15 protein-coding genes are annotated in these 23,327 nt (G+C 70.9%); 5 read left to right on the top strand and 10 right to left on the bottom strand.

Annotated features, from left to right (window positions below; all coding sequences use genetic code 11):
* Positions 1-30 precede the first annotated feature (30 nt).
* The 8 genes from AB0N16_RS19655 to AB0N16_RS19620 all read right to left on the bottom strand — a co-directional run bounded on the left by AB0N16_RS19655 (position 31) and on the right by AB0N16_RS19620 (position 12,094).
* On the bottom strand, positions 31-1,722 hold the full coding sequence (locus AB0N16_RS19655) for a histidinol-phosphatase (RefSeq protein ID WP_365798276.1): 1,692 nt from the start codon (positions 1,720-1,722) through the stop codon (positions 31-33).
* A complete protein-coding gene (locus AB0N16_RS19650) occupies positions 1,719-3,578 on the bottom strand; it encodes a LamG-like jellyroll fold domain-containing protein (RefSeq protein WP_365798274.1) in 1,860 nt (619 codons plus the stop codon). Before AB0N16_RS19650 ends, AB0N16_RS19655 begins: the two co-directional genes overlap by 4 nt.
* 77 nt (positions 3,579-3,655) lie before the next feature.
* The gene (locus AB0N16_RS19645) at positions 3,656-6,607 is read right to left on the bottom strand and encodes a glycoside hydrolase family 2 TIM barrel-domain containing protein (protein ID WP_365798272.1); all 2,952 of its coding nucleotides are present in this window, start codon (positions 6,605-6,607) and stop codon (positions 3,656-3,658) included.
* A gap of 11 nt (positions 6,608-6,618) precedes the next feature.
* Positions 6,619-7,527: an alkaline phosphatase family protein gene (locus AB0N16_RS19640; protein WP_365798572.1), complete on the bottom strand. Its 909-nt coding sequence runs from the start codon at positions 7,525-7,527 to the stop codon at positions 6,619-6,621.
* A gap of 196 nt (positions 7,528-7,723) precedes the next feature.
* A complete protein-coding gene (locus AB0N16_RS19635; protein WP_365798570.1) occupies positions 7,724-8,509 on the bottom strand; it encodes a carbohydrate ABC transporter permease in 786 nt (261 codons plus the stop codon).
* Positions 8,510-8,601: 92 nt separating this feature from the next.
* Complete coding sequence (locus tag AB0N16_RS19630) at positions 8,602-9,579, bottom strand: sugar ABC transporter permease (RefSeq protein WP_365798569.1); 978 nt, start codon at positions 9,577-9,579, stop codon at positions 8,602-8,604.
* Positions 9,580-9,613: 34 nt separating this feature from the next.
* Positions 9,614-10,891, bottom strand: coding sequence for an extracellular solute-binding protein (locus AB0N16_RS19625; RefSeq protein WP_365798270.1), 1,278 nt, complete (start codon positions 10,889-10,891; stop codon positions 9,614-9,616).
* Positions 10,892-11,074: 183 nt separating this feature from the next.
* On the bottom strand, positions 11,075-12,094 hold the full coding sequence (locus tag AB0N16_RS19620) for a carbohydrate kinase family protein (RefSeq protein ID WP_365798567.1): 1,020 nt from the start codon (positions 12,092-12,094) through the stop codon (positions 11,075-11,077).
* A gap of 129 nt (positions 12,095-12,223) precedes the next feature.
* Here AB0N16_RS19620 and AB0N16_RS19615 point away from each other — a divergent pair, with 129 nt between their 5' ends.
* From AB0N16_RS19615 to AB0N16_RS19595, 5 genes are all read left to right on the top strand, one after another.
* Entirely contained in the window at positions 12,224-12,988 is a 765-nt protein-coding gene (locus tag AB0N16_RS19615; protein ID WP_365798268.1) for a DeoR/GlpR family DNA-binding transcription regulator, read from the top strand.
* On the top strand, positions 12,985-14,325 hold the full coding sequence (locus tag AB0N16_RS19610) for a 6-phospho-beta-glucosidase (RefSeq protein WP_365798266.1): 1,341 nt from the start codon (positions 12,985-12,987) through the stop codon (positions 14,323-14,325). The genes AB0N16_RS19615 and AB0N16_RS19610 overlap by 4 nt, the downstream gene beginning before the upstream one ends.
* 45 nt (positions 14,326-14,370) lie before the next feature.
* Entirely contained in the window at positions 14,371-17,466 is a 3,096-nt protein-coding gene (locus tag AB0N16_RS19605) for a glycoside hydrolase family 38 C-terminal domain-containing protein (RefSeq protein ID WP_365798264.1), read from the top strand.
* Positions 17,467-17,545: 79 nt separating this feature from the next.
* The gene (locus AB0N16_RS19600; RefSeq protein ID WP_365798262.1) at positions 17,546-18,796 is read left to right on the top strand and encodes an alpha-L-fucosidase; all 1,251 of its coding nucleotides are present in this window, start codon (positions 17,546-17,548) and stop codon (positions 18,794-18,796) included.
* Between the two features lie 188 nt (positions 18,797-18,984).
* The gene (locus AB0N16_RS19595; protein ID WP_365798260.1) at positions 18,985-19,869 is read left to right on the top strand and encodes a sulfotransferase; all 885 of its coding nucleotides are present in this window, start codon (positions 18,985-18,987) and stop codon (positions 19,867-19,869) included.
* A gap of 214 nt (positions 19,870-20,083) precedes the next feature.
* Here AB0N16_RS19595 and AB0N16_RS19590 read toward each other — a convergent pair whose 3' ends face one another.
* A complete protein-coding gene (locus AB0N16_RS19590; protein WP_365798258.1) occupies positions 20,084-21,763 on the bottom strand; it encodes a carbohydrate binding domain-containing protein in 1,680 nt (559 codons plus the stop codon).
* 218 nt (positions 21,764-21,981) lie between these two features.
* Positions 21,982-23,106: an ATP-grasp domain-containing protein gene (locus AB0N16_RS19585; RefSeq protein ID WP_365798256.1), complete on the bottom strand. Its 1,125-nt coding sequence runs from the start codon at positions 23,104-23,106 to the stop codon at positions 21,982-21,984.
* Positions 23,107-23,327: the final 221 nt, after the last annotated feature.

Below are 23,327 nucleotides of genomic sequence, written 5' to 3'. Positions count from 1 at the left end.
AGTTCCCCGCGCCCCTACGGGGCGCTCGGCTCAGCCCACCACGTCCACGAAGATCGGGTTCGAGTAGAACCACGTGTCCGCCCACGGGTCGCCGTCGCCCGGCTCGTGCGGGATCGGGCCGTGCGGGTCGATCGCCGCGCCCAGGTAGCCCGTTCCGTTGCGTTTGCCGTCGCTGCCGCGCAGCCGGACGTAGAACGACTCGTCGCCCGCGGTGACCGGGATCCGCAGGGTGTACGTGCCCCTGCGGCCGGACACGTCCTTGGACTGCACGACCCTGGTGTCCGGCGCCTGCCAGGTGTCGCGGTCGGCGACCGGGCCGCGCACCGCGCCCCGGATGACGTCGACGTGCGCCAACTGGGGCAGGATTCCCTGGGCGTTGGCCCGGGACGCGGTCGTCACCGTCACGTTCAGGGTGATCCGCTCGCCCTTGCGGACGCGCAGCCGGCCGCCGAGGGTGACGCCCTCGCCGTGGTCGCAGTCCCGCTTCAGCCGGACGTCGAGGCCGTCCAGCAGGTGTCCGTGGTCCAGCCACACCCGGCCCGCGCGCAGTCCCGCCATCACCGCGCGGTAGCCGTACCGGGTGACGCCGACGTGGGTCCGGCTGAACTCGCCGGGCCAGAAGTCGCTGCCGGGCTGCGGGGTGTCGGTGTGCACCGGGTCGGGCAGCTTGCCGGTGTTGTCGAAGTTCTGCCCCGGCGGCCAGTCGCCGTTCTTCCAGGTGTCGAAGACCGTGCGGTGGTTGTCGGAGTTGGTGGTGATGGTGAACAGGCGGCCCTCGGACAGCATCGCGTCCCAGAGGCCGCCCACCGTCGCCGTCGCCCAGTCGAAACCGCCGTACGTCAGGTAGGCGTCCGCCGGGTAGCCCGCCCAGGACTGCGCGGAGGGCTTGTTCTCGTACTCGCCGCGGATCGAGGTGGTCCCGCGCCAGCCGGGGATCGCGGCACCCTGGGCGCCGGGCGCGCCCTCCATGCCGATCATGATCTCGGCGGCTTCCTCGTTCCCGCCACCCCACCCTGCGTCCCGCCAGTTGCGCATCTCGTGCGGGGAGTCGATGCCGAGCCGCAGCGGGTGGTTGGCGAGGACGAGGACGTCGTCGACGTAGCCGGTACGGCGCCGCTCGGCCAGCCACTGGATGGCCTTGACGGCGTGCGCCTCGTTGCGGGCGGTGTCGGCCGCACCCGCCGCCCCCTCGGTGTAGCCCAGGAGCTTCCCGTCGTAGGCCAGCTCGAACTGCGTGAGCAGGTCGGTCTCGTGCGGTCCTGGCGCGGCGAACACCGTGCAGTGCTCGGCGGCCGGGATGTACCACTCCAGGCCCTGGAAGATCAGCTGGCGCGGGTTCTCGGCACGCGCCTTGAGGATCTCGGCGTGCTCCAGCTTCGCGCCGTAGTAGGCGTGCCCGAAGTTGGAGTGCTCGTTGAACACCATCCAGTCCAGGCCGTACTTCGCGGCGGCCCGGGCCTGCTGGGAGAACGTGTACTTGGCGTCGTGGCTGTACACGGAGTGCACGTGATGGTCGCCGACCAGGTAGGCGAGGCGGGGATCCTCGCCGCCCAGGCCTCGGCCGGACGCGGCGGACGCGGGGGTCGCCGCGGACCCGAGCGCGAACGCGGCGCCGAACAGGCCCGCCCGGCGCAGGAGTCCACGCCTCGACATGCCCTGGGCGTCCAGGTCGGCGGGGGAGACGGCAGGATCGGCCCAGCTGGGCAGCTGCTGCTCGGTCATGATGATGATCCTCGTGACGGGGGCCAGTGGGTCATGAAGGAGGAGACGGGCAACGCCCGGGAGACGATCCGGACGTCGCCGAGGCGGCCGTGCAGGATCTGGTCGATCCGGTCCGCGTACTCGTAGCCGCCGAGCAGCCAGGGCTTCCCGGAGGAGGCGATGCCGACCGCGGCGGCGTGCGGATTGCGGGCCACCGGGCAGCCCTGGACATACATCGTGGTGTGCCGTCCGTCGTTGACCACGGCCAGGTGCCACCAGGTCTCGCGGGCGGTCTCGTCGCCCCAGTTGGTGACCAGCTGCTGCTGGTTGAGCGGGTGCATCGCCCACTGCGGACCCGGCCCGTCGGAGATGGACAGGGTGGCGAGCGGCTCGTCCGGGTCGTCGGTGACGGTGCCCACGGAGCCGTTGCGGCCGGTCCGGCTGACCAGGCCCGACCAGGCGTTGTGCGAGGGATCCCAGTCGGCGGGCAGCCGGTAGAACGCCTCGATGGTGTAACCGTCCTTGAAGGTCGCCGAGTTGAGCGGCGCGCCGTCGACGGTCCGCAGGTAGGCACCCTTGAGCGGCGACTTGTAGCCGGTGAACTCCAGGCTGCCGTGGCCCGGCTGGTCCGGGTGGTGGTCGGCCGACCAGCCGAGGGTGCCGCCGCCCACCGAGACCACGGTGAGGTCGTTGCCGTTGCCGGACAGGTCACGGACCGTGCCGGAGACCGCCGAGTCGAACCGCCAGTAGGCGGCCGTGCCCCGGACCAGCAGCCGCGAGGCGGGCCGTGCCGGGCGGACCGGCACCGGGTCGAAGCCTTCGAAGCGGTCCGCGAAGTCGATGTCGACGGAGAAGCGGTCCCCGTCGCCGCTCAGCTCCATCTCCTGCCGCTCCAGCTCGTTCAGGCCCTTCTTGGCCCGGCCGAGGATCCACGGCGAGACCGTCTCCACGTCGATGACGTCGCGGTCCAGGTCGAAGTGGTAGAGGCGGATCATCGCCGCGCCGCCGAAGTACCGGTTCTGGTAGTTCGTCAGGTGCAGGTGCACGTCGTTGCCGGCCGCGTTCTTGCGGGTCGCGCGGCGGGCCGGCCAGTAGTGGCCGTTCAGCGTGAGGAAGATCTGGTCGTGCTCGTCGATCAGCTGGTCCCACAGCTGCTGCCCGTACGACGACAACTCGTCGTCGTCCACGACCAGTTCGTGCGTGGTGAGGATGACCGGCGCCTTCGGGTGCGCGGCGATGACGTCCTTCGCCCAGGCGTACCCCTTGGCCGACAGCCGCCAGTCCAGCGCCAGCACGAGCCACTCGCGCCCGGCCGCCCTGAACAGGTGGTAGGTGTTGTAGCCGTCCGCGGAGGCACCGCCGAACGTCGGCTTGTCCTCGAAGCGCCGCGGACCGAAGGCGTCCAGGTACGGCGAGGCACCGCGCTGGTCGTCCGTGGACGACCTGACGTCGTGGTTGCCGGCCAGCACGCTGTAGCCGACCCCGCGCCGGTCGAGGATCTCGAACGCCTTGCTGATCGCGGCGAACTCCTCCGCCGCCCCGTTCTGGGTGAGGTCGCCGAGGTGGGACAGGAAGACGATGTTGTCGTCGGATTCGCCGCCGTGCTCCAGCAGGTAGCGCAGCGAGGCCTCGATGGGCGCCGGGTTGATGCTCGGCCCGTCGAAGAGGTACTGGGTGTCGGGCATCACCGCGAGGGTGAAGCGCCGGCTCTCCGGGTCGGGCCGCGGGCCGGAACCGGAGGACGCCTCGGCGACGGTGGGCACCGCGACGCCGGCGGTGGCGGCGGCGCCGAGCAGCGCGGTCGCCCGGAGGAAACCGCGACGTCCGGCTCCGGCCTGCGCGGCCTCGCCCTGAGGGTGGTCATGCGAAGTACACACGTGTGCTCCGTGAGTAAGCGGAAGTGACGGCGAAGGGCGTGGGGGGATCTCGGAAGACGGATCTCGGCAGACGGTTCTCAGAGGACGCGCAGGGTCCAGCTCCAGCGGTGGACGCCCGGTGCGACGAGGTAGGAGGGGAAGGTGTCGGGGCCGCACGACGCCGTACCGAGGCCCCGGTGTGCGGCGTCGATGTGGACCACGCAGCCGGCTCGGGGCACGAGTTCGTCGTGGTGGGTGACGGCGGTGAGGTCCTCGGCGCGGTAGCGGGTGACGGATACCTGGCGGGGCTCGTCCAGCTCGACCGCGAGTCCGGTGGCGTCCGGCGCCGACAGCGTGAACCGCCGTACGCCATGGCGGCCCCCGCTCTCCTGGGGCCGAAGATACGGGGTGAACAGCTCGTCCACAGGGACGGAGTGGTGGCCGACCGGGGCACCGGCGGCACGGTCCGGGTACGACTCCCAGGGACCCTGACCGAACCACTCCAGCAGGTCGAGCCCGGCCACCGTCTCGAAGACCGAGCCGACCCGGGCCACGTCCGCGAACTCCTCGGGCAGCTCGGCCGACTCGTCGACCCGGACCCCGCCCTCGACCGCGGTGAACTCCTGCCGGTGCCGCACGACTCCCGTCGTACCGGCGTACTCGGCGAGCACGGTGACCCGGTCGCGCTCCTGGTGCACCGAGACCACCTTGCGCACCAGGCTGTCCAGACCCCAGGCCCGCCAGCGCGGCGCGATCCCGCCCAGCTCGTCGTTGTCCGTGGGCGCCCGCCACAGCGAGAGCGCCGGCGCGGCCGTCAGCAGCGGGTGCCGCAGCAGACCCTCGCCGTCCACCTCGACGGCGGGTCCCGCCGGCACCGGCCGCCTGGGCGTGTCCGCCGCCCGGATCCGGACCTGCGGTGCGCAGATCTCCGTTCCGGCCGGCGCCCAGGCCTGGTCCTCGGCCGTGGTCACCCGAAGCGTCAACCATGCCTCTCCGCCGTCCGCCGGCACCTCGAAGGGCAGCGGCACGGCCGCGGTCTCGCCGGGGCACAGCTCGGGCAGCTCGGCCGGCGCGGTCAGGGTACGGCCGTCGGCCAGCGCCAGCTCCCAGGTGCCGGTCAGCCAGTCGAGGCCCCGGAAGTGCTGGTGGTTGGCGAGCACGATGCCCTCGTGCTTGAAGCACCGGATGCGGACCGGCCCGGCGATCTCCCGGTGCTCGTACATCGCGGGCTTGGGGGTGCGGTCCGGGAAGACCATGCCGTCCGCGACGAACGCCCCGTCGTGCAGGGCCTCGCCGAAGTCACCGCCGTACGCCCAGCGGTGGCCGGGCGCGGCGACACCGTTGTCGTACAGTCCGGCGCCCGCGCGCCCGACCGGTCTACCGTCGCTCACCCGCTGGAGAATTCCGTGGTCCCAGAACTCCCAGATGAACCCGCCCTGAAGACCCGGAGTGGACTCGATGGCGGCCCAGTGGTCGGCCAGCGTGCCGTTGCTGTTGCCCATCGCGTGGGAGTACTCGCACTGGATGAGGGGCTTGGTCTGCTCCCCGGACAGGGCGTGCGCGACACAGTCCTCCAGCGGCGCGTACATCGGGCAGGCGATGTCGGAGGCCACGTCCGGGTCCGCCCAGCCGCGCTTGGCCGCCCCCTCGTACTGGATCGGCCGGGTCGGGTCGTGCCGCCGCACCCAGCCCGCCGCCGCGTCGTGGTTCGCCCCGTAGTCGGACTCGTTGCCCAGCGACCAGATGATGACGGAGGGGTGGTTCTTGTCGCGCAGCACCATCCGCGAGACCCGGTCCACGAAGGCGTTCAGGTAGCGCGGGTCGTCCGCGATCTCGTGCGCGTGGTCGTGGGACTCGATGTCCGCCTCGTCGACGACGTAGAAACCCAGCTCGTCGGCGAGGTCGTACAGGGCCGGGTCGTTCGGGTAGTGCGAGGTGCGGATCGCGTTGAAACCGAACCGCTTCAGCACCACGAGATCCGCCCGCATCTCGTCGTAGGACACCGTCCGCCCGGTGAGGGGGTGGAAGTCGTGCCGGTTGACGCCGCGAACGAAGATCCGCTCGCCGTTGACCAGCAGATCCCGGCCGTCGATCTCGACGTCCCGGAAGCCGACGCGGTGGTACGACGTGTCGGCGACCGTGCCGTCGGCGCGGTGCAGCCGGACGGTCAGCCCATACAGCTCGGGCTGCTCCGCGTTCCAGGTGCGCACCTCGGGCACGACGGCGTGGACGCGGGCCTCGCCGAGGAAGTCGGAGACCCGGTCGTCCTCGGTGTTGAGCCGGTCGAACTCGGAGTCCTGCGCGAGGAGTTCGCCGTCCAGGTCGCCGGTGACGTACCAGCCGTCCGGCAGCGCACCGCCGTGGTCCCGTACGACGCAGTCCACCCGCAGCTCGCCGTCCCGCCGCGCCCGCACGGTCACGTCCGCGAGATGCAGCGGGTCGGTCGCGTACAGCAGCACCGAGCGGGTGATCCCGCCGTGCCACCAGTGGTCCTGGTCCTCGATGTGCGAGGCGTCCGACCACTTGACGACGGTGAGCCTGAGGACCGACCGCTCGCCGGGGCGGACGGCGTGGGTCAGGTCGAACTCGGCCGCCAGGTGCGAGTCCTTGGAGACGCCCACCGGCCGCCCGTCGACGTGCACGAGGAGCACGCTCTCCGCGGCGCCGACCTGGAGCACGATCCGGCGCCCGGCCCACCCGGCGGGGACGTCCAGCTCACGCTCGTAGACCCCCGTCGGGTTGGCGGCGGGGGAGGCCGGCGGGAACTCGCGGAACGGCATGGTGACGTTCGTGTACTGCGGCAGGTCGTCGGTGTCCTGCACCGTCCAGGCGCCGGGGACGTGCGCCGTGGACCAGGAGCCGCCGACCGGCGCGTCCGGAGCTGGCAGCAACTGGAAGCGCCAGTCGCCGTCCAGGGGGAGTGCTCCGGCGCGCCGGTCGACGGCGTTCATGGGGAGCCGTCCCCAGGAGGTCACCTCGGGTGCCTCCCAGGGGCGGAGGGCGACCAGGGGATCGGCAGGCCGGGGCCCGGGGATCGACGGATCGTTCATCGGCGGATGGCTCACTTCTCTGCTGACGTGGGTGACGTGGCGGGCCTGGGCAGGACGCGTCCCTCCCAGCCCCAGGCGGGGTCGACGGGGATGCCGAGCCGGTCCAGGACGGTGGGGGCGATGTCGACGAGGCGGGGCGAGTCGAGCAGGGTGCCGCGGGGCGTGCCGGGCTCGGCGAGGATCACGAAGACCTCCCGTTCGGCACGCGTGTCGCCGCCGTGGCCGCCGGTGTCGAGATGCCCGTGGTCGGTGGTGACCAGTACGGTCCACCGCTCGCCGGGGCGCCGGGCGTCGATCGCCGCCAGCAGCCGCCCGAGGTGGGTGTCCTGGGTGCGGAGGGCGTGGTCGTAGGCGGGGGAGAGCGGGCCGGTGGCGTGGCCGGCCTCGTCGGTGGCGCCGAAGTACACGAACACCAGGTCCGGGTCGTGCTCGGTGAGCCAGCGGACGGCGGTGCGGGCGACCAGGTCGTCCGCGCTCGCGTAGCCGTGGGTCTCGCCGTCGTAATGGACCCGCCGGCCGATGGCGGGACCGAGGGTGCCGCGGTGGACCAGCTCCGGCCAGGACACCGCGGCCGCGGTGCGCAGGCCGGGACGGGCGGTGGCCGCGCGGCTGAGGAAGTCGGGGTGGCGGGTGTAGTCGGCGCCGACGAAGTCGTTGCCGGTGACCCCGTGGCGGTCGGGCCACACCCCCGTCAGCACGCTCGACCAGCCGGGGCCGGAGTCGGTGTAGGCCATGCTCGTCGACGGCCCGTCGTCGGCCTGGCCGTCCGCCTCGCCGTAGGGCAGCAGGCTGGTGCCGTGGGCACCCGCGGCCATGAGGCCGTGCAGGACGGGCGCGTGGGCGCCCGAGCGAAGCGAGAGGGGGGTCCCCCCGGCCGAAGGCTGGGGGAGGGGCAGCCGGTCGTGGCGCAGCCCGTCCATGCCCACTACGAGCACCCTGCCGTGACCGCTGCCGTCCCGGCCGACGTCCGTCACCGGATCCCTCCTCTGTCTCGCGTGTGCCGCGTGGGCGTCGTGCGTGTGCTGCGTGGGCGTCGTGCGTGTGCTGCGTGGGCGTCGTGCGTGTGCTGCGCGGGCGTCGTGCGTGTGCCGCGCGGGCCGGTCCGGCCCGCGCGGGTCAGGTGCCCTGCACCGCGCCCTCGGTGGCGCCCGCTATGAAACCGCGGGCGAATATGGCGAAGACCAGCACCAGCGGGAGTGACGCCATCAGCACACCGGCCATGACCATGCTGTAGTCGGTGGTGTGGCCGACGTTCAGCTGGGCGAGCTCCACCTGGAGGGTCACGTGGTCGGGGTTGGTGAGCACGATGAGCGGCCAGACGTAGTCGTTCCAGGCCCCGACGAAGGCGTAGATGGCGAGGAAGGACAACGCGGGCCTGATCATCGGCAGCGCGATGTTCCAGTACTGGCGGAAGAACCCGGCGCCGTCGATGCGCGCGGCGTCCAGGAGTTCGTCGGGCACACCGTTCTCGATGTACTGGCGCAGCCAGAAGATGCCGAAGGCGTTGGCCAGAGCGGGCGGGATCAGCGCCTTGAGCATGCCGACCCAGCCGATGTTCGACATGAGGATGAACTGCGGCAGGATCGCCAGCTGCAGCGGCAGCATCATGAACAGCAGCAGCGTGCCGAAGAGCACCTTGCGGCCGGGGAAGTCGAACTTGGCGAAGGTGAAGGCCGCCAGCGAGTCGATGAACAGCACCAGGACCGTGGTGACGGTCGCGACGACGACCGTGTTGAGCATCGACCCGAAGAAGTCGATGGTGTTGAGCACGTGCCGGATGTTCTCCAGCAGGTGGGAGCCGAAGGTGAACTTCGGCGGGCTCTTGTAGATGTCCTGGGTGGTGTTGGTCGCCATCACGATCGTCCACAGGAACGGGAAGACCGAGATCAGGACGGCCGCCATGAGGACGATGTGCGCGGTCAGGCCCTTGGGGCGGCGCAGCCGCCTCGCGCGCGGGGCCGGCCGCGTCGGGTCGGCGGTCGGGTCGGCTGTGGTCACGGCTTCCTCCCTCGTTGGGTGATGCGCCAGTTGACGGCGACGAGGACGATGATCAGCAGGAAGAAGGCCCACACGATGGCCGCGCCGTAGCCGTAGTCGTTGTTGAGGAAGGCCGACTGGTAGAAGTACAGCAGCGTGGTCAGACCGGCCTGTCCAGGGCCGCCGAGGTTCGCGTTGGCGGCGTTGCTCGCGAACAGGACCTGGGGTTCGCTGAAGCTCTGCAGGCCGTTGATCGTCGAGATGACGACGGTGAACAGGATGATCGGCCGCATGATCGGGATGGTGATCTGGAAGAACGTGCGGACCGGGCCGGCGCCGTCGACCTTCGCCGCCTCGTAGATCGAGGTGGGGATCGCCTGGAGGCCGGCCAGGTAGATGATCATGTTGTAGCCGGTCCACATCCAGGTCATCAGCAGCGAGATGACCACCTTGATCAGCCACGGGTTGCTCAGCCACGGGACCGGCGAGATGCCGACCGTGCCCAGGATCGCGTTGACCAGGCCGAAGTTGTTGCTGAACACCGCGCCGAAGAAGATCGCCACCGCGACGATCGAGGTGACGTTCGGCAGGTAGAGGGCGATCCGGTAGAAGCCCTTGAAGCGGCGCACAGAATGCAGCAGCGTCGCCAGCACCAGGGCGCCCAGGAGGGTGGGCACGGTGGACAGCACCCAGATCACCAGGGTGTTGCGGATCGACAGCCAGAAGACCGGGTCCGACCACAGGAACTTGAACTGCTGCAGGCCCACGAACTGCATGTCGCCGAGGCCGTCCCAGCGCTGGAACGCCAGGTACAGCGAGTAGAAGACCGGGAAGAAGGAGAACGCGGCGAAGATCAGGTAGAAGGGCGAGATCGCCAGGTACTGCCGCCAGTACGACAGCGGCCCGCGCCGCCTGGGCCGGACGGTGGTGCCGGCGGGCGTGGCGCGCCGCGGGCGGAACCGGGCCGGGCCCGGCCGGCCGCGGTGCTCGGGCACCGCGACCGGACCGGTGACCGGAGGTGACGTCACCTCAGCTCACCCCCTGGCGCCGGGCGATCTGCTTGGCCTGGCTGACCGCGTCGTTCCAGGCGTCGTCGGGCTTCTTGCCCTTGGCCTCGATGTTGGTCAGCTCCGTCATGTACGGGGCCATGACGGCCGCGTCGGCCGGCGCCTCGTAGCTGTCCGGTATGGACTTGGCGGCCGGGCCGAACACCTCGATGATCTTCTGCCCGCCGAAGAAGGCGTCCGGGCCCGTCATGGCCGGCATGGTGTACGCGGCCGGGGCGGCCGGGAAGATGGCGGCGTCGGTGAACCCGCGGGCGTCGTTGGAGGGGCTGAGGATCCAGCTGATGATCTTGAAGGCTTCCTCGGGGTTGCGGCACTGCTTGGGCAGCGCCAGGTAGGAGCCGCCCTGGTTGGCCGGTCCGGCCGGGTTCGCGCAGACCCGCCACTTGCCCTTGGTCTGCGGCGCGGCCTGCTCGATGTCCAGCGCGTGCCAGGCCGCGCCGAGTTCGGTGAGGAGGCTCTTGCCGACGGCGGCGTTCCAGCTGTTGTCGTTGATCTTGGCGTCGATGCCCAGGGTGTAGGGGCGGACGGCCGTGGTCCACGCGCTGCGGATGTGGTCCTGGTCGCCGATGAAGTGGTTGTTCTTGTCGATGAACCGCTGGGTGCCCTGGCCGACCGCGATGTTGAAGACGGAGCTGATGTTGTTGACCAGGTAGGTGCCGGGGTTCTTCTTCTGCAGCTCGGTGCCGAGCGTGAAGTAGTCGTCCCAGGTCGTGACCAGCGCGGCGACCTTGTCGGGGTCGGTGGCCACGCCGGCCTTGGCGAACAGGTCCTCGCGGTAGAAGAGCGCGGTGGGGCCGATGTCGATCGGGAAGCCGATCTGCTTGCCGTCGCTGGTCTGGGCGAGCTTGGTCTTCCAGCCCAGGTACTGGGAGGAGAGCTTCTTGAAGCCGAGGTCGTTCAGGTCGAGGAAGCGGGAGGCGTTGGGCAGGAAGGACGCGATGTCCTCGCCCTTGATGCCGGTGATGTCGGGCACGGAGGAGCCGCCCGCGGCGAGGGTGGTGGTGAGCTTCTGCTTGAAGTCGCCGCCGATGGACGAGGCGGTCAGCTTGACCGAACCGCTGAAGTGGGTCTTCGCCTCCGCGACCACCTTGTCGCTGAGCGCACCGCCCCAGTACCACAGGGTGAGGTTCTTGCCGTTCTTGGTACCGCCCGATCCGGAGCCGCCGCATGCGACGGTCAGGCCGGACGCGGCCGCGGTGAGTGCGGCGGCCTGGAGGAAGCCTCTACGTGAAAGGTCCACGGGTCACTCCTGTTGTTCCTGTTCGTGGTACTGAGGGGCGTTGGTGCTGTGGATCGTGGGGGCTGTGGGGCCTTGGGCTGTGGGGGCTCGAGTTGTGGGGCGGCGGGTTGTGGGGGCTCGGGTTGTGGGGCGGCGGGTTGTGGGCGTCGGGTTGTGGGGCGTTCGGGCTGCGGGCGGTGCGGGTCAGTGCTGCCGGGCGGGCGGGGTGACCGGGGCGTGGTGCACCGGGGGGCCCACGTCCGCCGGCAGCCGGTCGGCGAGGAAGCCGTAGGTCTTCTTCAGTTCGGGATCGGTCAGCGAGCGCCACCAGCGGTCGACGCCGTACCAGCCGGGGGCCGCGAGGGCGCCCCCGTGGTGCTGGACCGACAGACCGGCCGCGAGGACGGCGAACCGCAGCCGCTCGGCCAGCGGCCAGCCGCCGAGGGAGGCGGTGACGAAGCTCGCCCCGAAGACGTCCCCCGCGCCGGTGGCGTCCAGGACGCCGACGTCGAGGGCCGGGACCTCGGCGTATTCGCCGGTGGTCTGGTCGACAGCGACCGCGCCGTCCCCGCCCCGGGTGACGACCGCCACCGGCACCAGCTCCGCGAGCGTGCCGAGGGCCGCTACCGCGCTGTCGGTGCGGGTGTAGGCCATCGCCTCGGTCTCGTTGGGGAGGAAGGCGTGGCACAGGGCGAGCTGGTCGAGGAGGTCGCGGGACCATTCCTGGGTGGGGTCCCAGCCGACGTCGGCGTAGACGTGGGTGCCGTTCGCGGCGGCCTTGGCGATCCACTCGCGCGGCTCGGCCTCGATGTGCACGAGCGCGGTGCGCGCCTCGGGCGGGTCGCCCATCAGGGCGTCCTGCGAGTACGGGGGTTCCTGGCCGTGGGTGACGAGGGCCCGGTCGTGGCGGGTGGCGATCGAGACGGTGACGGGGGTGGGCCAGCCGTCCGCGGTGCGGGAGAGCGAGAGGTCGATGTCCTCCTGGTCGCACAGGACGTCCCGGCAGTACTCGCCGTAGAAGTCGTCCCCGAAGACCGTCGCCAGCGAGGTGCGCAGGCCGAAGCGGGACGCGGCCACCGCGAGGTTGGCGATGCCGCCGGGGCCGCAGCCCATGCCGGCCGTCCAGATCTCCTCGCCCGGCGTCGGCGGCTTGCCGAGCCCCGTGAGGACGAGGTCGTAGAAGAGCAGCCCGGTCAGCAGCACATCGGGCCTGTTGTCGTCCACCGTGCGCAGCCTCTCGTCAAAACTCGTCATTTTCGATGACGGGAATCGTGCGCTGCTCGGAGAGATTGGTCAATACCCGAGCAGAACTGAGCATGGAAATGATTGAAGATGACGAGTAGTGTTCGCCGCGTGCTGGCAGAACGACGACACCAACTTATCCTGCGGGCCCTGCGCGCCGGTGGCCCCGCCTCTGTGACCGACCTCTCCGAGCAGCTGAGCGTGAGTCCGGCCACCATCCGGCGCGACCTGGTCAAGCTGGAGGAGGACGGGCTGCTCACACGTGTCCACGGCGGCGCCGTCGTCGACGAGGGCGACCAGCCCTTCGCCGAGGTCGCCGAGGTGCGGGTGGCCGAGAAGGACGCGATAGCCGCGTGCGCGGCGGCGCTGGTCAAGGACGGCCAGTCGGTGCTGCTCGACATCGGCACCACCGCCTTCCGGCTCGCCCGGCAGCTGCACGGCCGCCGCCTCACCGTCATCACCAGCAACCTCGTCGTCTACGAGGAGCTCGCCGACGACGAGGGCATCGAGCTGGTGCTGCTCGGCGGCATGCTGCGCCGCGAGTACCGCTCCCTGGTCGGGTTCCTCACCGAGGACAACCTGCGTCAGCTGCACGCCGACTGGCTGTTCCTCGGCACCAGCGGGGTGCGGCCGGGCGGGCAGGTGATGGACACGACGGTCGTGGAGGTGCCGGTCAAGCGCGCCATGATCGGGGCGAGCGACAAGGTCGTGCTGCTCGCCGACGCCGCCAAGTTCCCGGGCACGGGCATGGCGAAGGTCTGCGGTCCCGGGGACCTGGACATGGTGGTGACCAACGCGCCGGTGGACCCGCCGACCCGAGCCGCCCTGGAGGAGGCCGGTGTCGAGGTGGTCCTGGCAGGAAAGGCTGAAGCGTGAAACTGACGATTCTGGGCGGCGGCGGGTTCCGCGTGCCGCTCGTGTACGGCGCACTGCTGACGGACCGGGCGGAGGGGCGGGTCACCGAGGTCGTGCTGCACGATCTCGACGCCGGCCGGCTGTCCGCGGTCGCCCGGGTCCTGGCCGAACAGGCGGCCGGCGTCCTCGATGCCCCCGCCGTGACCGCCACGACCGACCTCGACGAGGCCCTCACCGGCGCCGACTTCGTCTTCTCGGCGATCCGGGTCGGGGGCCTGGAGGGCAGGGCGAACGACGAGCGGGTGGCCCTGGCCGAGGGCGTCCTCGGCCAGGAGACGGTCGGCGCCGGCGGCATCGCCTACGGCCTGCGGACCGTGCCCGTCGCCGTCGACATCGCCCGCCGGGTGGCCCGCCTGGCCCCCGACGCCTGGGTCATCAACTTCACCAACCCCGCGGGACTGGTCACCGAGGCCATGTCCCGCCACCTCGGCGACCGCGTCATCGGCATCTGCGACTCCCCGGTGGGCCTCGGCCGCCGGATCGCCAGGGTGCTCGGCGCGGCGAACCCGCGCGAGGCCTGGATCGACTACGTCGGCCTCAACCACCTCGGCTGGGTGCGCGGCCTGCACATCGCGGGCCGCGACGAACTCCCGCGCCTGCTCGCCGACCCGGACCTGCTCGGCTCCTTCGAGGAGGGCAAGCTCTTCGGCGTCGACTGGCTCCAGTCCCTCGGCGCCATCCCCAACGAGTACCTGCACTACTACTACTTCAACCGCGAGGCGGTCCGGTCCTACCAGCAGGCCGAGAAGACCCGCGGCGCCTTCCTGCGCGACCAGCAGGCGCACTTCTACGAGGCGGTCACCGACCCGGGTGCCAGGGCCCTGGACGTCTGGGACCGCACCCGCGCCGAGCGCGAGGCGACCTATATGTCCGAGAACCGGGAGACGGCCGGCGCCGGTGAACGCGACGCCGACGACCTCTCCGGTGGCTACGAAAAGGTCGCCCTGGCCCTGATGAGGGCCATCGCCCGCGACGAGCGCACCACCCTGATCCTCAACGTCCGCAACCGCGGCACCCTCTCGGTGCTCGACGGCGAGGCCGTCATCGAGGTGCCCTGCCTGGTCGACGCCAACGGCGCCCACCCGGTCGCCGTCGCCCCGCTGCCCGACCACGCCACCGGCCTGGTCTGCGCGGTCAAGGCGGTCGAGCGCGAGGTGCTCGCCGCCGCCGGGTCCGCCTCCCGTACGACGGCCGTGAAGGCGTTCGCGCTGCACCCGCTGGTCGACTCGGTGAACGTCGCCCGCCGGCTGGTGGAGGGGTACACCGAGGTCCATCCCGGCCTCGCGTATCTTAAGTAACCAGCCGCTCGGAAAGCGCTTTCCATCCCTCTTCTGGAGACTTCCATGCACGACGAACGCCGCCGGATCGAGGAGCGCGTAGAGCGCCTCCACAACCAGCGCATCAAGCCCGCGATCTACGCGGCCACCGTCCCCTTCGAGGTGTCCGCCTGGCAGGCCCCCGGGGAGCCGGTGCCCTTCGAGGAGGCCGCGGCCGCCGCGTACGAGCCGTTCGCCATGGACACCCCGTGGGGCCCGCCCTGGGGCACCACCTGGTTCCGGATGCACGGGCAGGTGCCCGAGGCGTTCGCGGGCCGCCGCGTCGAGGCCGTCATCGACCTCGGCTTCGTCGGCGACTGGCCGGGCAACCAGGCCGAGGCCCTGGTCCACCTGACCGACGGGACCCCGCTGAAGGCGGTCAACCCGCTCAACCAGTACGTGCGGATCGCGAACCCGGCGACCGGCGGCGAGGTGATCGACTACCTGGTCGAGGCCGCCTCCAACCCCGACATCCTCGCCAACGACTTCGCGGCGCCGACCCCGCTCGGCGACGTGCTGACGGCCGGCGACAAGCCGCTCTACACCTTCAAGCGCGCCGACATCGCCGTCCTCGACGAGGACGTCTGGCACCTCGACCTGGACATCCAGGTGCTGCGCGAGCTGATGCTGGAGCTGGGCGAGCACGACCCGCGCCGGCACGAGATCATGCACGCCCTCGACCACGCGATGGACCTGCTCGACCTGGACGACATCTCCGGGTCGGCCGCGGAGGTCCGCGCCGCCCTGAAGCCGGCGCTGTCGAAGCCCGCGCACGCCAGCGCGCACCGCATCTCCGGCGTCGGCCACGCCCACATCGACTCGGCCTGGCTGTGGCCGATCCGCGAGACCAAGCGCAAGACCTCCCGGACCTTCTCCAACGTCACCTCGCTCGCCGAGGAGTACGAGGAGTTCATCTTCGCCTGCTCGCAGGCCCAGCAGTACGAGTGGGTGCGCGACAACTACCCGCAGGTCTGGGCCCGGATCCAGGAGTCGGTGAAGAAGGGCCAGTGGGCGCCGGTCGGCGGCATGTGGGTGGAGTCCGACGGCAACCTGCCGGGCGGCGAGGCGGTCGCCCGCCAGTTCATCCACGGCAAGCGGTTCTTCATGGAGCACTTCGGGGTCGAGACCAAGGGTGTGTGGCTGCCGGACTCCTTCGGCTACAACGCGGCCTACCCGCAGATCGCCAAGCTCGCCGGCAACGAGTGGTTCCTCACCCAGAAGATCTCCTGGAACCAGACCAACAAGTTCCCCCACCACACCTTCTGGTGGGAGGGCATCGACGGCACCCGCATCTTCACGCACTTCCCGCCCGTCGACACCTACAACGCCCGCTTCAGCGGCGAGGAGATGTCCCGCGCGGTCCGCAACTACGCCGAGAAGGGCGGCGCCACCCGCTCGCTGGCCCCCTTCGGCTGGGGCGACGGCGGTGGCGGCCCCACCCGCGAGATCATGGAGCGGGCCCGCCGGCTGAAGGACCTGGAGGGCTCCCCGCGGGTCGAGGTCGAGCACCCGGACGCCTTCTTCGCCAAGGCCCGCGCCGAGTACGAGGACGCGCCGGTCTGGGTCGGCGAGCTGTACCTGGAGCTGCACCGCGCCACCTACACCTCGCAGGCCCGCACCAAGCAGGGCAACCGGCGCAGCGAGCACAAGCTGCGCGAGGCCGAGCTGTGGGCGACGACGGCCGCCCTGCACGCGCCCGGCTACCACTACCCGCACGACAAGCTCGACCGGCTCTGGAAGACGGTCCTGCTCCACCAGTTCCACGACATCCTGCCGGGCTCCTCGATCGCCTGGGTGCACCGCGAGGCCGAGGCCGAGTACGCGCGTGTCGCCCAGGAGCTGGAGGCGCTCACCGCCGAGGCGATCACCGCGCTCGGCGGCGGCACCGCCCGGGTCTTCAACACCAGCCCCTACGACCGCGCCGAGGTCGTCCGGGACGCCACGGGCACGCCGGTGTACGTCGAGGTCCCCGCCGGCGGCAGCGCCCCGCTGACCGGCGCCGCCGAGGCCCCGCAGCCGGTGACGGTCGAGGGCCGGGTCATCGACAACGGACTCGTCCGGGTGGAGATCGCCGCGGACGGCACCCTGTCGTCCGTGTACGACCACCGTGCGCACCGCGAGGTCCTCGCCGGCCAGGGCAACCTGCTCCGCCTGCACACCGACCTCCCCAACTACTGGGACGCCTGGGACGTCGACAAGCACTACAAGAACCGCTACACCGACCTGCTCGACCCATCCGAGATCACCGTCGTCGACGCGGACCCGCTGCTCGGCTCGATCCGCGTCACGCGCCCCTTCGGCAACGGCTCGACGATCATCCAGACGATCACCGTCCGCGCCGGCAGCCCCCGGATCGACTTCGAGACGGACATCGACTGGCACGAGGCCGAGAAGTTCCTCAAGGCCGGGTTCCCCGTGGACATCCGCGCCGCGCACTCCTCCGCCGAGATCCAGTTCGGCCACGTCCAGCGGCCCACCCACACCAACACCACCTGGGAGGCGGCCCGCTTCGAGGTCTCCGGCCACCGCTGGGTGCACCTCGCCGAGCCCGGCTACGGCGTCGCCGTCATCAACGACTCGACCTACGGCCATGACGTCTCCCGCACGGTCCGCGAGGCGAGCGAAGCGAGTTGGGGGTCCCCCCGGCCGGGGGCTGGGGGAGGTACGACCACCACGGTCCGCCTCTCCCTGGTCCGCGCCCCGCGCGTCCCGGACCCGGGCGCCGACCAGGGCCGCCACCGCTTCACCTACTCCCTCCTCCCCGGCGCGAGCATCGAGGACGCGGTGGCCGCGGGCTACGCCCTCAACCTTCCGCTCCGGGTGGCCGACGCGGCGGGCGCGCCGGAGCCGGTCGTCTCCGTCTCCGGCGCCGGCGTGACGATCGAGGCGGTCAAGCTCGCCGACGACACCTCCGGCGATGTCGTGGTCCGGCTCTACGAGTCGAGCGGCGGCCGTGCCGAGGGCGTGCTGCGCACCGGCTTCCCGCTCGCCGGCGCCCAGGTGACCGACCTGCTGGAGCGCCCCCTGGAGACGGCGGACACCGAAGGGGACACGGTCGCGGTGGCGCTGCGGCCCTTCCAGATCCTGACGCTCCGTCTGCAGCGGGCGGCCACCGGCCAGTAGCCCCGAAGGCGGGCCCGGCGGTCGTGCGCCGGGCCCGCCCCTTTCCCCGACCGACCCTGTACACAGCGGGAGTTCATCCGTGCCCATGCAACCGTGGTTCACCGACGCCAAGTTGGGGATCTTCGTCCACTGGGGGATCTACGCCGTCGACGGCGTCCAGGAGTCCTGGTCGTTCTACGACGACATCGTGCCGCACGACCAGTACATGTCCCAGCTCGGCCGCTTCACCGGCGCGCGGTACGACCCGCGCGCGTGGGCCGACCTGTTCGCCCGCGCCGGCGCCAGGTACGCCGTGCTCACCAGTCGTCATCACGACGGAGTGGCGCTGTGGGACACCGAGTTCGGCGATCTCAACCTCGGCAGGGACTACCTCACCGGCTACGCCGAGGCTCTCCGTGAGCGGGGACTCAAGGTCGGTCTCTACTACTCGCACTCCGACTGGAACCACCCCGACTACGCCAGCACCCGCAAGCCGGGCCGCCCGCCCGAGCAGGAGGACAACCCCTACTCCGAGTGCTCGGCCGAGGACGAGGACCTCGATGCCTGGGAGCGGTTCATCGCCTACCGTGACGGCCAGATACGCGAGTTGGCCTCCCGCTACCGGCCCGACCTGATGTGGTTCGACGGCGAGTGGGAGCGCAGCGAGGAGCAGTGGCGGATCAGGGAACTCGCCGCGCTCGTCCGCTCCTACTCACCGCACGTCGTCTTCAACGCCCGGATGCTCAGCGAGGGCGACTACGCGACACCGGAACAGGGCGCACCCATCGAGCCCCCCGCCGGCCCCTGGGAGCTGTGCCTCACCATCAACGACTCGTGGGGCTTCCAGCACCACGACCACAACCACAAGTCGCTCAGCCAGCTGATCCGCTACTTCACCGAGACCATCGGCGGTGGCGGCAATCTCCTCCTGGACGTCGGCCCGACGGAGGACGGCACCATCCCGCAGCCGCAGGTCGAGCGCCTCGAAGGCCTGGGGGAGTGGATCCGGAGACACGCCGAGGCCGTGTACGGCACGGTCCGCGGGTTGCCGGCCGGGCACCACTACGGGCCCAGCACCCTCTCCGCCGACGGCCGCACCCTCTACCTCACCCTGTACGACATCCCACGCGCCGAGATCGGCGTCCGCGGCCTGGTCACCCCGGTCCGGAAGATCAGCGTGCTCGGCACCGGCACCGAACTCGCCCACCGTGTCGTCGGCGGCCTGCACGAGGCGGTCGGCGTGCTGTGGATCGACCCGCCTGCCGCGGCCGACCTCGACCCGTACGCCACGGTCCTCGCCGTCGAGCTGGACGGGGAGCTGGAGCTGTACCGGGGATCCGGCCGGCTCTGATCCGGTTCTGTGGTGTTTCGAAACCAGAAGTCGGAAAATCTCATATGAAGAATTAAGAGAACGGTAAGTGGGCTGGTCAGGGCGGCTTTTCGGGCCGCCTTGACTCCTCCGGTTCGCCTCTTGGACATCTTGAGTTCTCCTGCCACCCCTGGGATGCGGAACGGCAGGGACGAGAGAAGGGCATCACCGTGCGAGACCCGCGAATGTCAGCGATCGCCAAGGGGCTCAGGCGCCGCGGACGGCTCATGGCGCAGGCGGTGAGTCCTCCGCGCAAGACCCTCGACGCGATCCCGACGCAGCGCCCGGTGAAGCCGCAGCCCGCCGGCGGTTACGTGGCTCCGCGTGCCCCGCGGCTGGTGGAGGCCCCGGTCTTCGTCCTCTCCTCGGTGCGCTCCGGCTCCACGCTGCTGCGGGTCCTGCTGAACAGCCACAGCCGCATCCGCGCCCCGCACGAGATGCATCTGCGCACGGTGCACGTCCGGATGTCCCGGGAGTTCACCGCGGACGCCATGAAGGAGCTCGCCCTCGACCGGGAGGAGCTGGAGCACGTGCTGTGGGACCGGGTGCTGCACCTGGAGCTCAGCCGCAGCGGCAAGGACGTCATCGTCGACAAGACCCCGCCCAACACCCTCATCTGGCCCCGGCTGCACCGATGTTGGCCCGACGCCCGGTTCGTCCTGCTGCTGCGCCACCCCGGCGCCGTCATCCAGTCCCTGACCAGCCGCCGCGCCGACCCCGACCACGAGGGGATCCGCGCCGAGGTCCTGAGCTACGCCGAGAAGCTGGAAGAGGCCCGGCAGCAGCTCCCCGGCGCCCACGTGATCACCTACGAGGACCTCACCGCCGAACCGGAACGGGTCACCCGGGGCCTGTGCGCCTACCTCGGCGTCCCGTGGGAGAGCGGCATGCTCGACTACGGCAAGCAGGACCACGGCACCTTCAGGCCGAAGCTCGGCGACTGGAGCAGTGAGATCAAGTCCGGCCGTATCCAGGCCGCGCGCCAGGCCGACCCCACCGCCGAACTCCCGCCCCGGCTCGCCGAGATAGCGAAGGCGTGGGGATACCCGGTCTAGGGCCTGTCCGGCGGATCATGCCGCAGACGCGGGGGCTGGCACGCGCATCTGCCGCGTTGTCGTCGGTTGCCGACGCTCCGCGTCGCCGCCCTCCTCCGCCTTGCAGCTGCACGCACCAGCCCCCGCTCACCGGCGCTGATGAGGCGCCGCGGCTCTCCTGCGACCTGATCCGCCGGACAGGCCCTAGGCACCCCCACGCCACCGATGCCGATGCTCAGCCGGTGAAGCCGGCCGTGATCGAGGTGAACTGCCAGTTGCTCTGGCTGATCCCGGAGCAGTTGCTCACCACGCCACCGCCCGCGCAGCCGCGGTCCCGGTTCACGGCCCAGAACGCGAGCCGGGCGATGTGGTGCGAGTTCGCCCAGTCACGGATGGACGTCCAGATCGCCGGGGTCGTGGTCTCCTGCTGGTCCGACAGACCGTTCATGCCGGAGATCCCGATGTGCGCGTAGGCCGTCGCGTCGTCCCACCCGAAGGTGGACTTCAGCTTGGTCTTCAGCCCCTCGGCCGCCGCCACGGTGTTGCCGTACATGTCGGCGCCGCCGCCGAAGTCGAACGGCATGATCGTGAAGACGTCGATGTTCGCGCCGAGCGACTGCGCCTGCTCGATGAGCCGGTTGCCGTAGTACGTGGGCCCGGTGGTGGACGTTCCGAAGGTGACGATCGTCTTCAGACCGGGGTTGTTGGCCTTGACCGTCTTCAGAGCGGTCAGGATCCTCGCCTGCACGGCCTCGTTCTCGAACTCGTCGGTGTTCTCGATGTCCATGTCGACGGATGTGAGACCGTAGGCGTTGATCACCTTCTGGATCGCCCCGGCCAGCGCGCTCGCGGAGGAGCAGTTGGCGCCGAGCTTGCTGCCCTGCCAGCCGCCGAACGACGGGGTGATGTCACCGCCGGCCGCCCGGATCTGGTTGATCGCGGTCTGGTCGACACCGCCGGTCAGTGCCCGGCTGCCGTCCCAGGCCGGGGTGCAGCCGCCCGAGTCCAGCACGAAGGCCATGGTGAACGACTTGATGCCGGTCGCGCTCATCACGGTCGAGGGGCTCGGCGGATCGCCCCAGCCCTCGAAGAGGTAGGGCGCGGCCTGCTTGAAGCCGGTCCCGCCGCCGCTGCCCGCGTCGGTGGTCACGGACACGGAGTTGGAGGCGGCCGACACGTTCCCGGCCGCGTCCCGTGCCTTCACCGTGAACGTGTACGCCGTACTGGCCGACAGCCCGCTCACCGTGCCGGAGGTCCCGGAGACGCTCGCCACCTGGCTCGACCCGCTGTAGATGTCGTACGCCGTCACCCCGACGTTGTCCGTCGCGGCCGACCACGACAGCGACACGCTGGACGAGGTCTTCCCGGTGGAGGTGAGGTTCGTGGGCGCGGTGGGCGCCTGCGTGTCCGAGCTGCCGCCGGGCCCGTCGAGGCTGATGTCGTCGGCGTAGTACGTCCCCTGGGCGTACCACCCGTGGACATAGATCTGGGCGCTGGTCTGCGCGGCCCCGGTGGTGAAGGAGACGGTCAGCCGGCTGTACTGGGACGCCGAGGTCGTCCACGTGGAGGCGCCGCCGGTCACCCCGAGATAGACGTACGAGCCGCGGACCCAGCCGCTGAGCGAGTACGTCGTGTTGGGCTGCACGGCGACGGTCTGCGTGCACTGGGCGGTGTCACTGGCACTCGCGGCTCCCGCGAGCGCCTTGGAGCCGCCGTGCACGGGGGAGGACACGACCGAGCCGAGGTTCCCGGTGCAGGACCAGGGGGAGAGGCTCCCCGACTCGAAGCCGGGGTTGGAGAGGACGTTGGCCGCCTGCGCGGTACCGGGCAACGCGATGGCCCCGGCGAGCGCGAGAGCGGCGGACCCGAGCAGGGCGAATATCCGACGTCTGGAACGTCTGAGCGAGTTGCGCACGCGATCTCCCTGATGGAATGGGGGTGTTCGGGAGTTGCACGAAGGTGCAAGGGGGTGCGCAACAAAGTTGGTATGGACCAATCCTCCTGTCAAGGAAACGAGCGTGAATTGGTCCATACCGGTGAGAAGACCGACCCGGGGGCGCGAGGCTGTGGCTCATATGCGGCTCCGCCGCGCGGGCGCGAGAAACCACCACGGCGCCGCACCCGGCCGGCAACCTAGAGCGGCAGCACCGCAGCCGCTTCGTTCACGGCCTCCACCGCCGCAGGCATCGGCGCGGGCAACACCATCTCCTCGGCCTCCTCCCGCCGCACGGGAATCGACGGCAACACATGCCTCGGCCCCGACACCACCGCGTAGTCCTGCCCCAGGAACGGCGGCTCGATCACGCCGGGGTCCTCGCCCAGCGCCAACTGCACGGCCGCCCAGGGCGCGTTGACCCCACAGAGTGACAGCTGGTGCAGCCCCCCGGCGGGACGCGTGTTGACGTCGAGCAGCACCGGCTCATCGCCGTACATCCGGAACTGGATGTTGGACAGATAGTGCAGCCCGAAGCCCTCGGCGATCAGGCGGGCCGGCGCCAGCCACCGCTCGTCCAGGGTGAAGCCGCGGCGGCGGCCCTTCTTCGTGCGGCCCACCGCCAGCCGGACCCGGTTGTCGGGCCCGGTGAGGCAGTCCACGGACACCTCCGGCTCCTCCAGCCGCGGCATCACCAGCCAGTCCACCGGCTGGTCGGCCCGCCGCAGCGCGTCCAGGACCAGGTCGAGCTGGACATACGGCCCCGGGAACCCGTTGAGGTGGAAGAGCGAGAAGGGGGCGCGCGTGATCACCCGGAAGCCCACGCCACCCGCACCGGCGGCCGGCTTGAAGCAGGCCTTGTGCCCGTCGGCCTCCAGTGCCTCGACCGCGGTGGTCAGTTCGTCCGCCGTGCGGACCCGCCACCACGGCGGCACCGGGACCCCGACCGAAGCGACGGCCTCATACGCGGTCGCCTTGTCCTCGAAGACCGCCGTGCCCTCCGGCGTCGGGGCCAGCAGGGCCGTACCGACCGCCTCGAAGTCGGCCCGGTGGGCGACGATCGCCGACTGGTGCAGCCGGGGCACGAAGACATCGATGCCACGGCGCTGGCACTGGTCTAGCGCGTACTCGACGTAGGCGGCGGGGGAGAGGCCCTCCGGCTCCAGGTCGGCGGTGTCGGCGGCGGCCAGCACGGGGGAGTCGGCGTCACCGTGCGTCGCATGGATCTCGACCGCCCGGTCGCTGGGATTTTTCCGCAGCTGATCCATGAAGAACACGTTCTCCGCGTACGTGCGGTTGAGCCAGACGCGTACGCGAGAGCGCATTAATGCCGCCTTCCGGGGTTTTCGGGCAGGGGTCAGCGGGCCCGTGCCCGGGCAGGGTGGTTGGAGGGTCACCAAACCGCCCTGGACGAAGGGAAGTTCGTGGCGGTGGTGTTGGGGGGATCATACGGCTTTCAAGGGGCCCCGCGTGCAACGCCAGTGTTACGGATTTCCCGGGACTGTCCACGCGCGTTTTCCTGCACCGTCCACGTCGGTTTCCTTGA

This window comes from Streptomyces sp. NPDC051105 (genome assembly GCF_040682795.1).
Taxonomy (GTDB): Bacteria; Actinomycetota; Actinomycetes; order Streptomycetales; family Streptomycetaceae; genus Streptomyces.
The sequence above is the reverse complement of the archived record's forward strand: the minus strand, read 5'-3'. Positions and strand labels throughout refer to the sequence as shown.

Bases quoted from the DNA above. Each gene is read 5' to 3' on its own strand.
- AB0N16_RS19605 (WP_365798264.1), top strand. From the start codon at position 14,371: ATGCACGACGAACGCCGCCGGATCGAGGAGCGCGTAGAGCGCCTCCAC.
- AB0N16_RS19655 (WP_365798276.1), bottom strand. From the start codon at position 1,722: ATGACCGAGCAGCAGCTGCCCAGCTGGGCCGATCCTGCCGTCTCCCCC.
- AB0N16_RS19635 (WP_365798570.1), bottom strand. From the start codon at position 8,509: ATGGCGGCCGTCCTGATCTCGGTCTTCCCGTTCCTGTGGACGATCGTG.
- AB0N16_RS19640 (WP_365798572.1), bottom strand. From the start codon at position 7,527: ATGGACGGGCTGCGCCACGACCGGCTGCCCCTCCCCCAGCCTTCGGCC.
- AB0N16_RS19645 (WP_365798272.1), bottom strand. From the start codon at position 6,607: ATGAACGATCCGTCGATCCCCGGGCCCCGGCCTGCCGATCCCCTGGTC.
- AB0N16_RS19585 (WP_365798256.1), bottom strand. From the start codon at position 23,106: ATGCGCTCTCGCGTACGCGTCTGGCTCAACCGCACGTACGCGGAGAAC.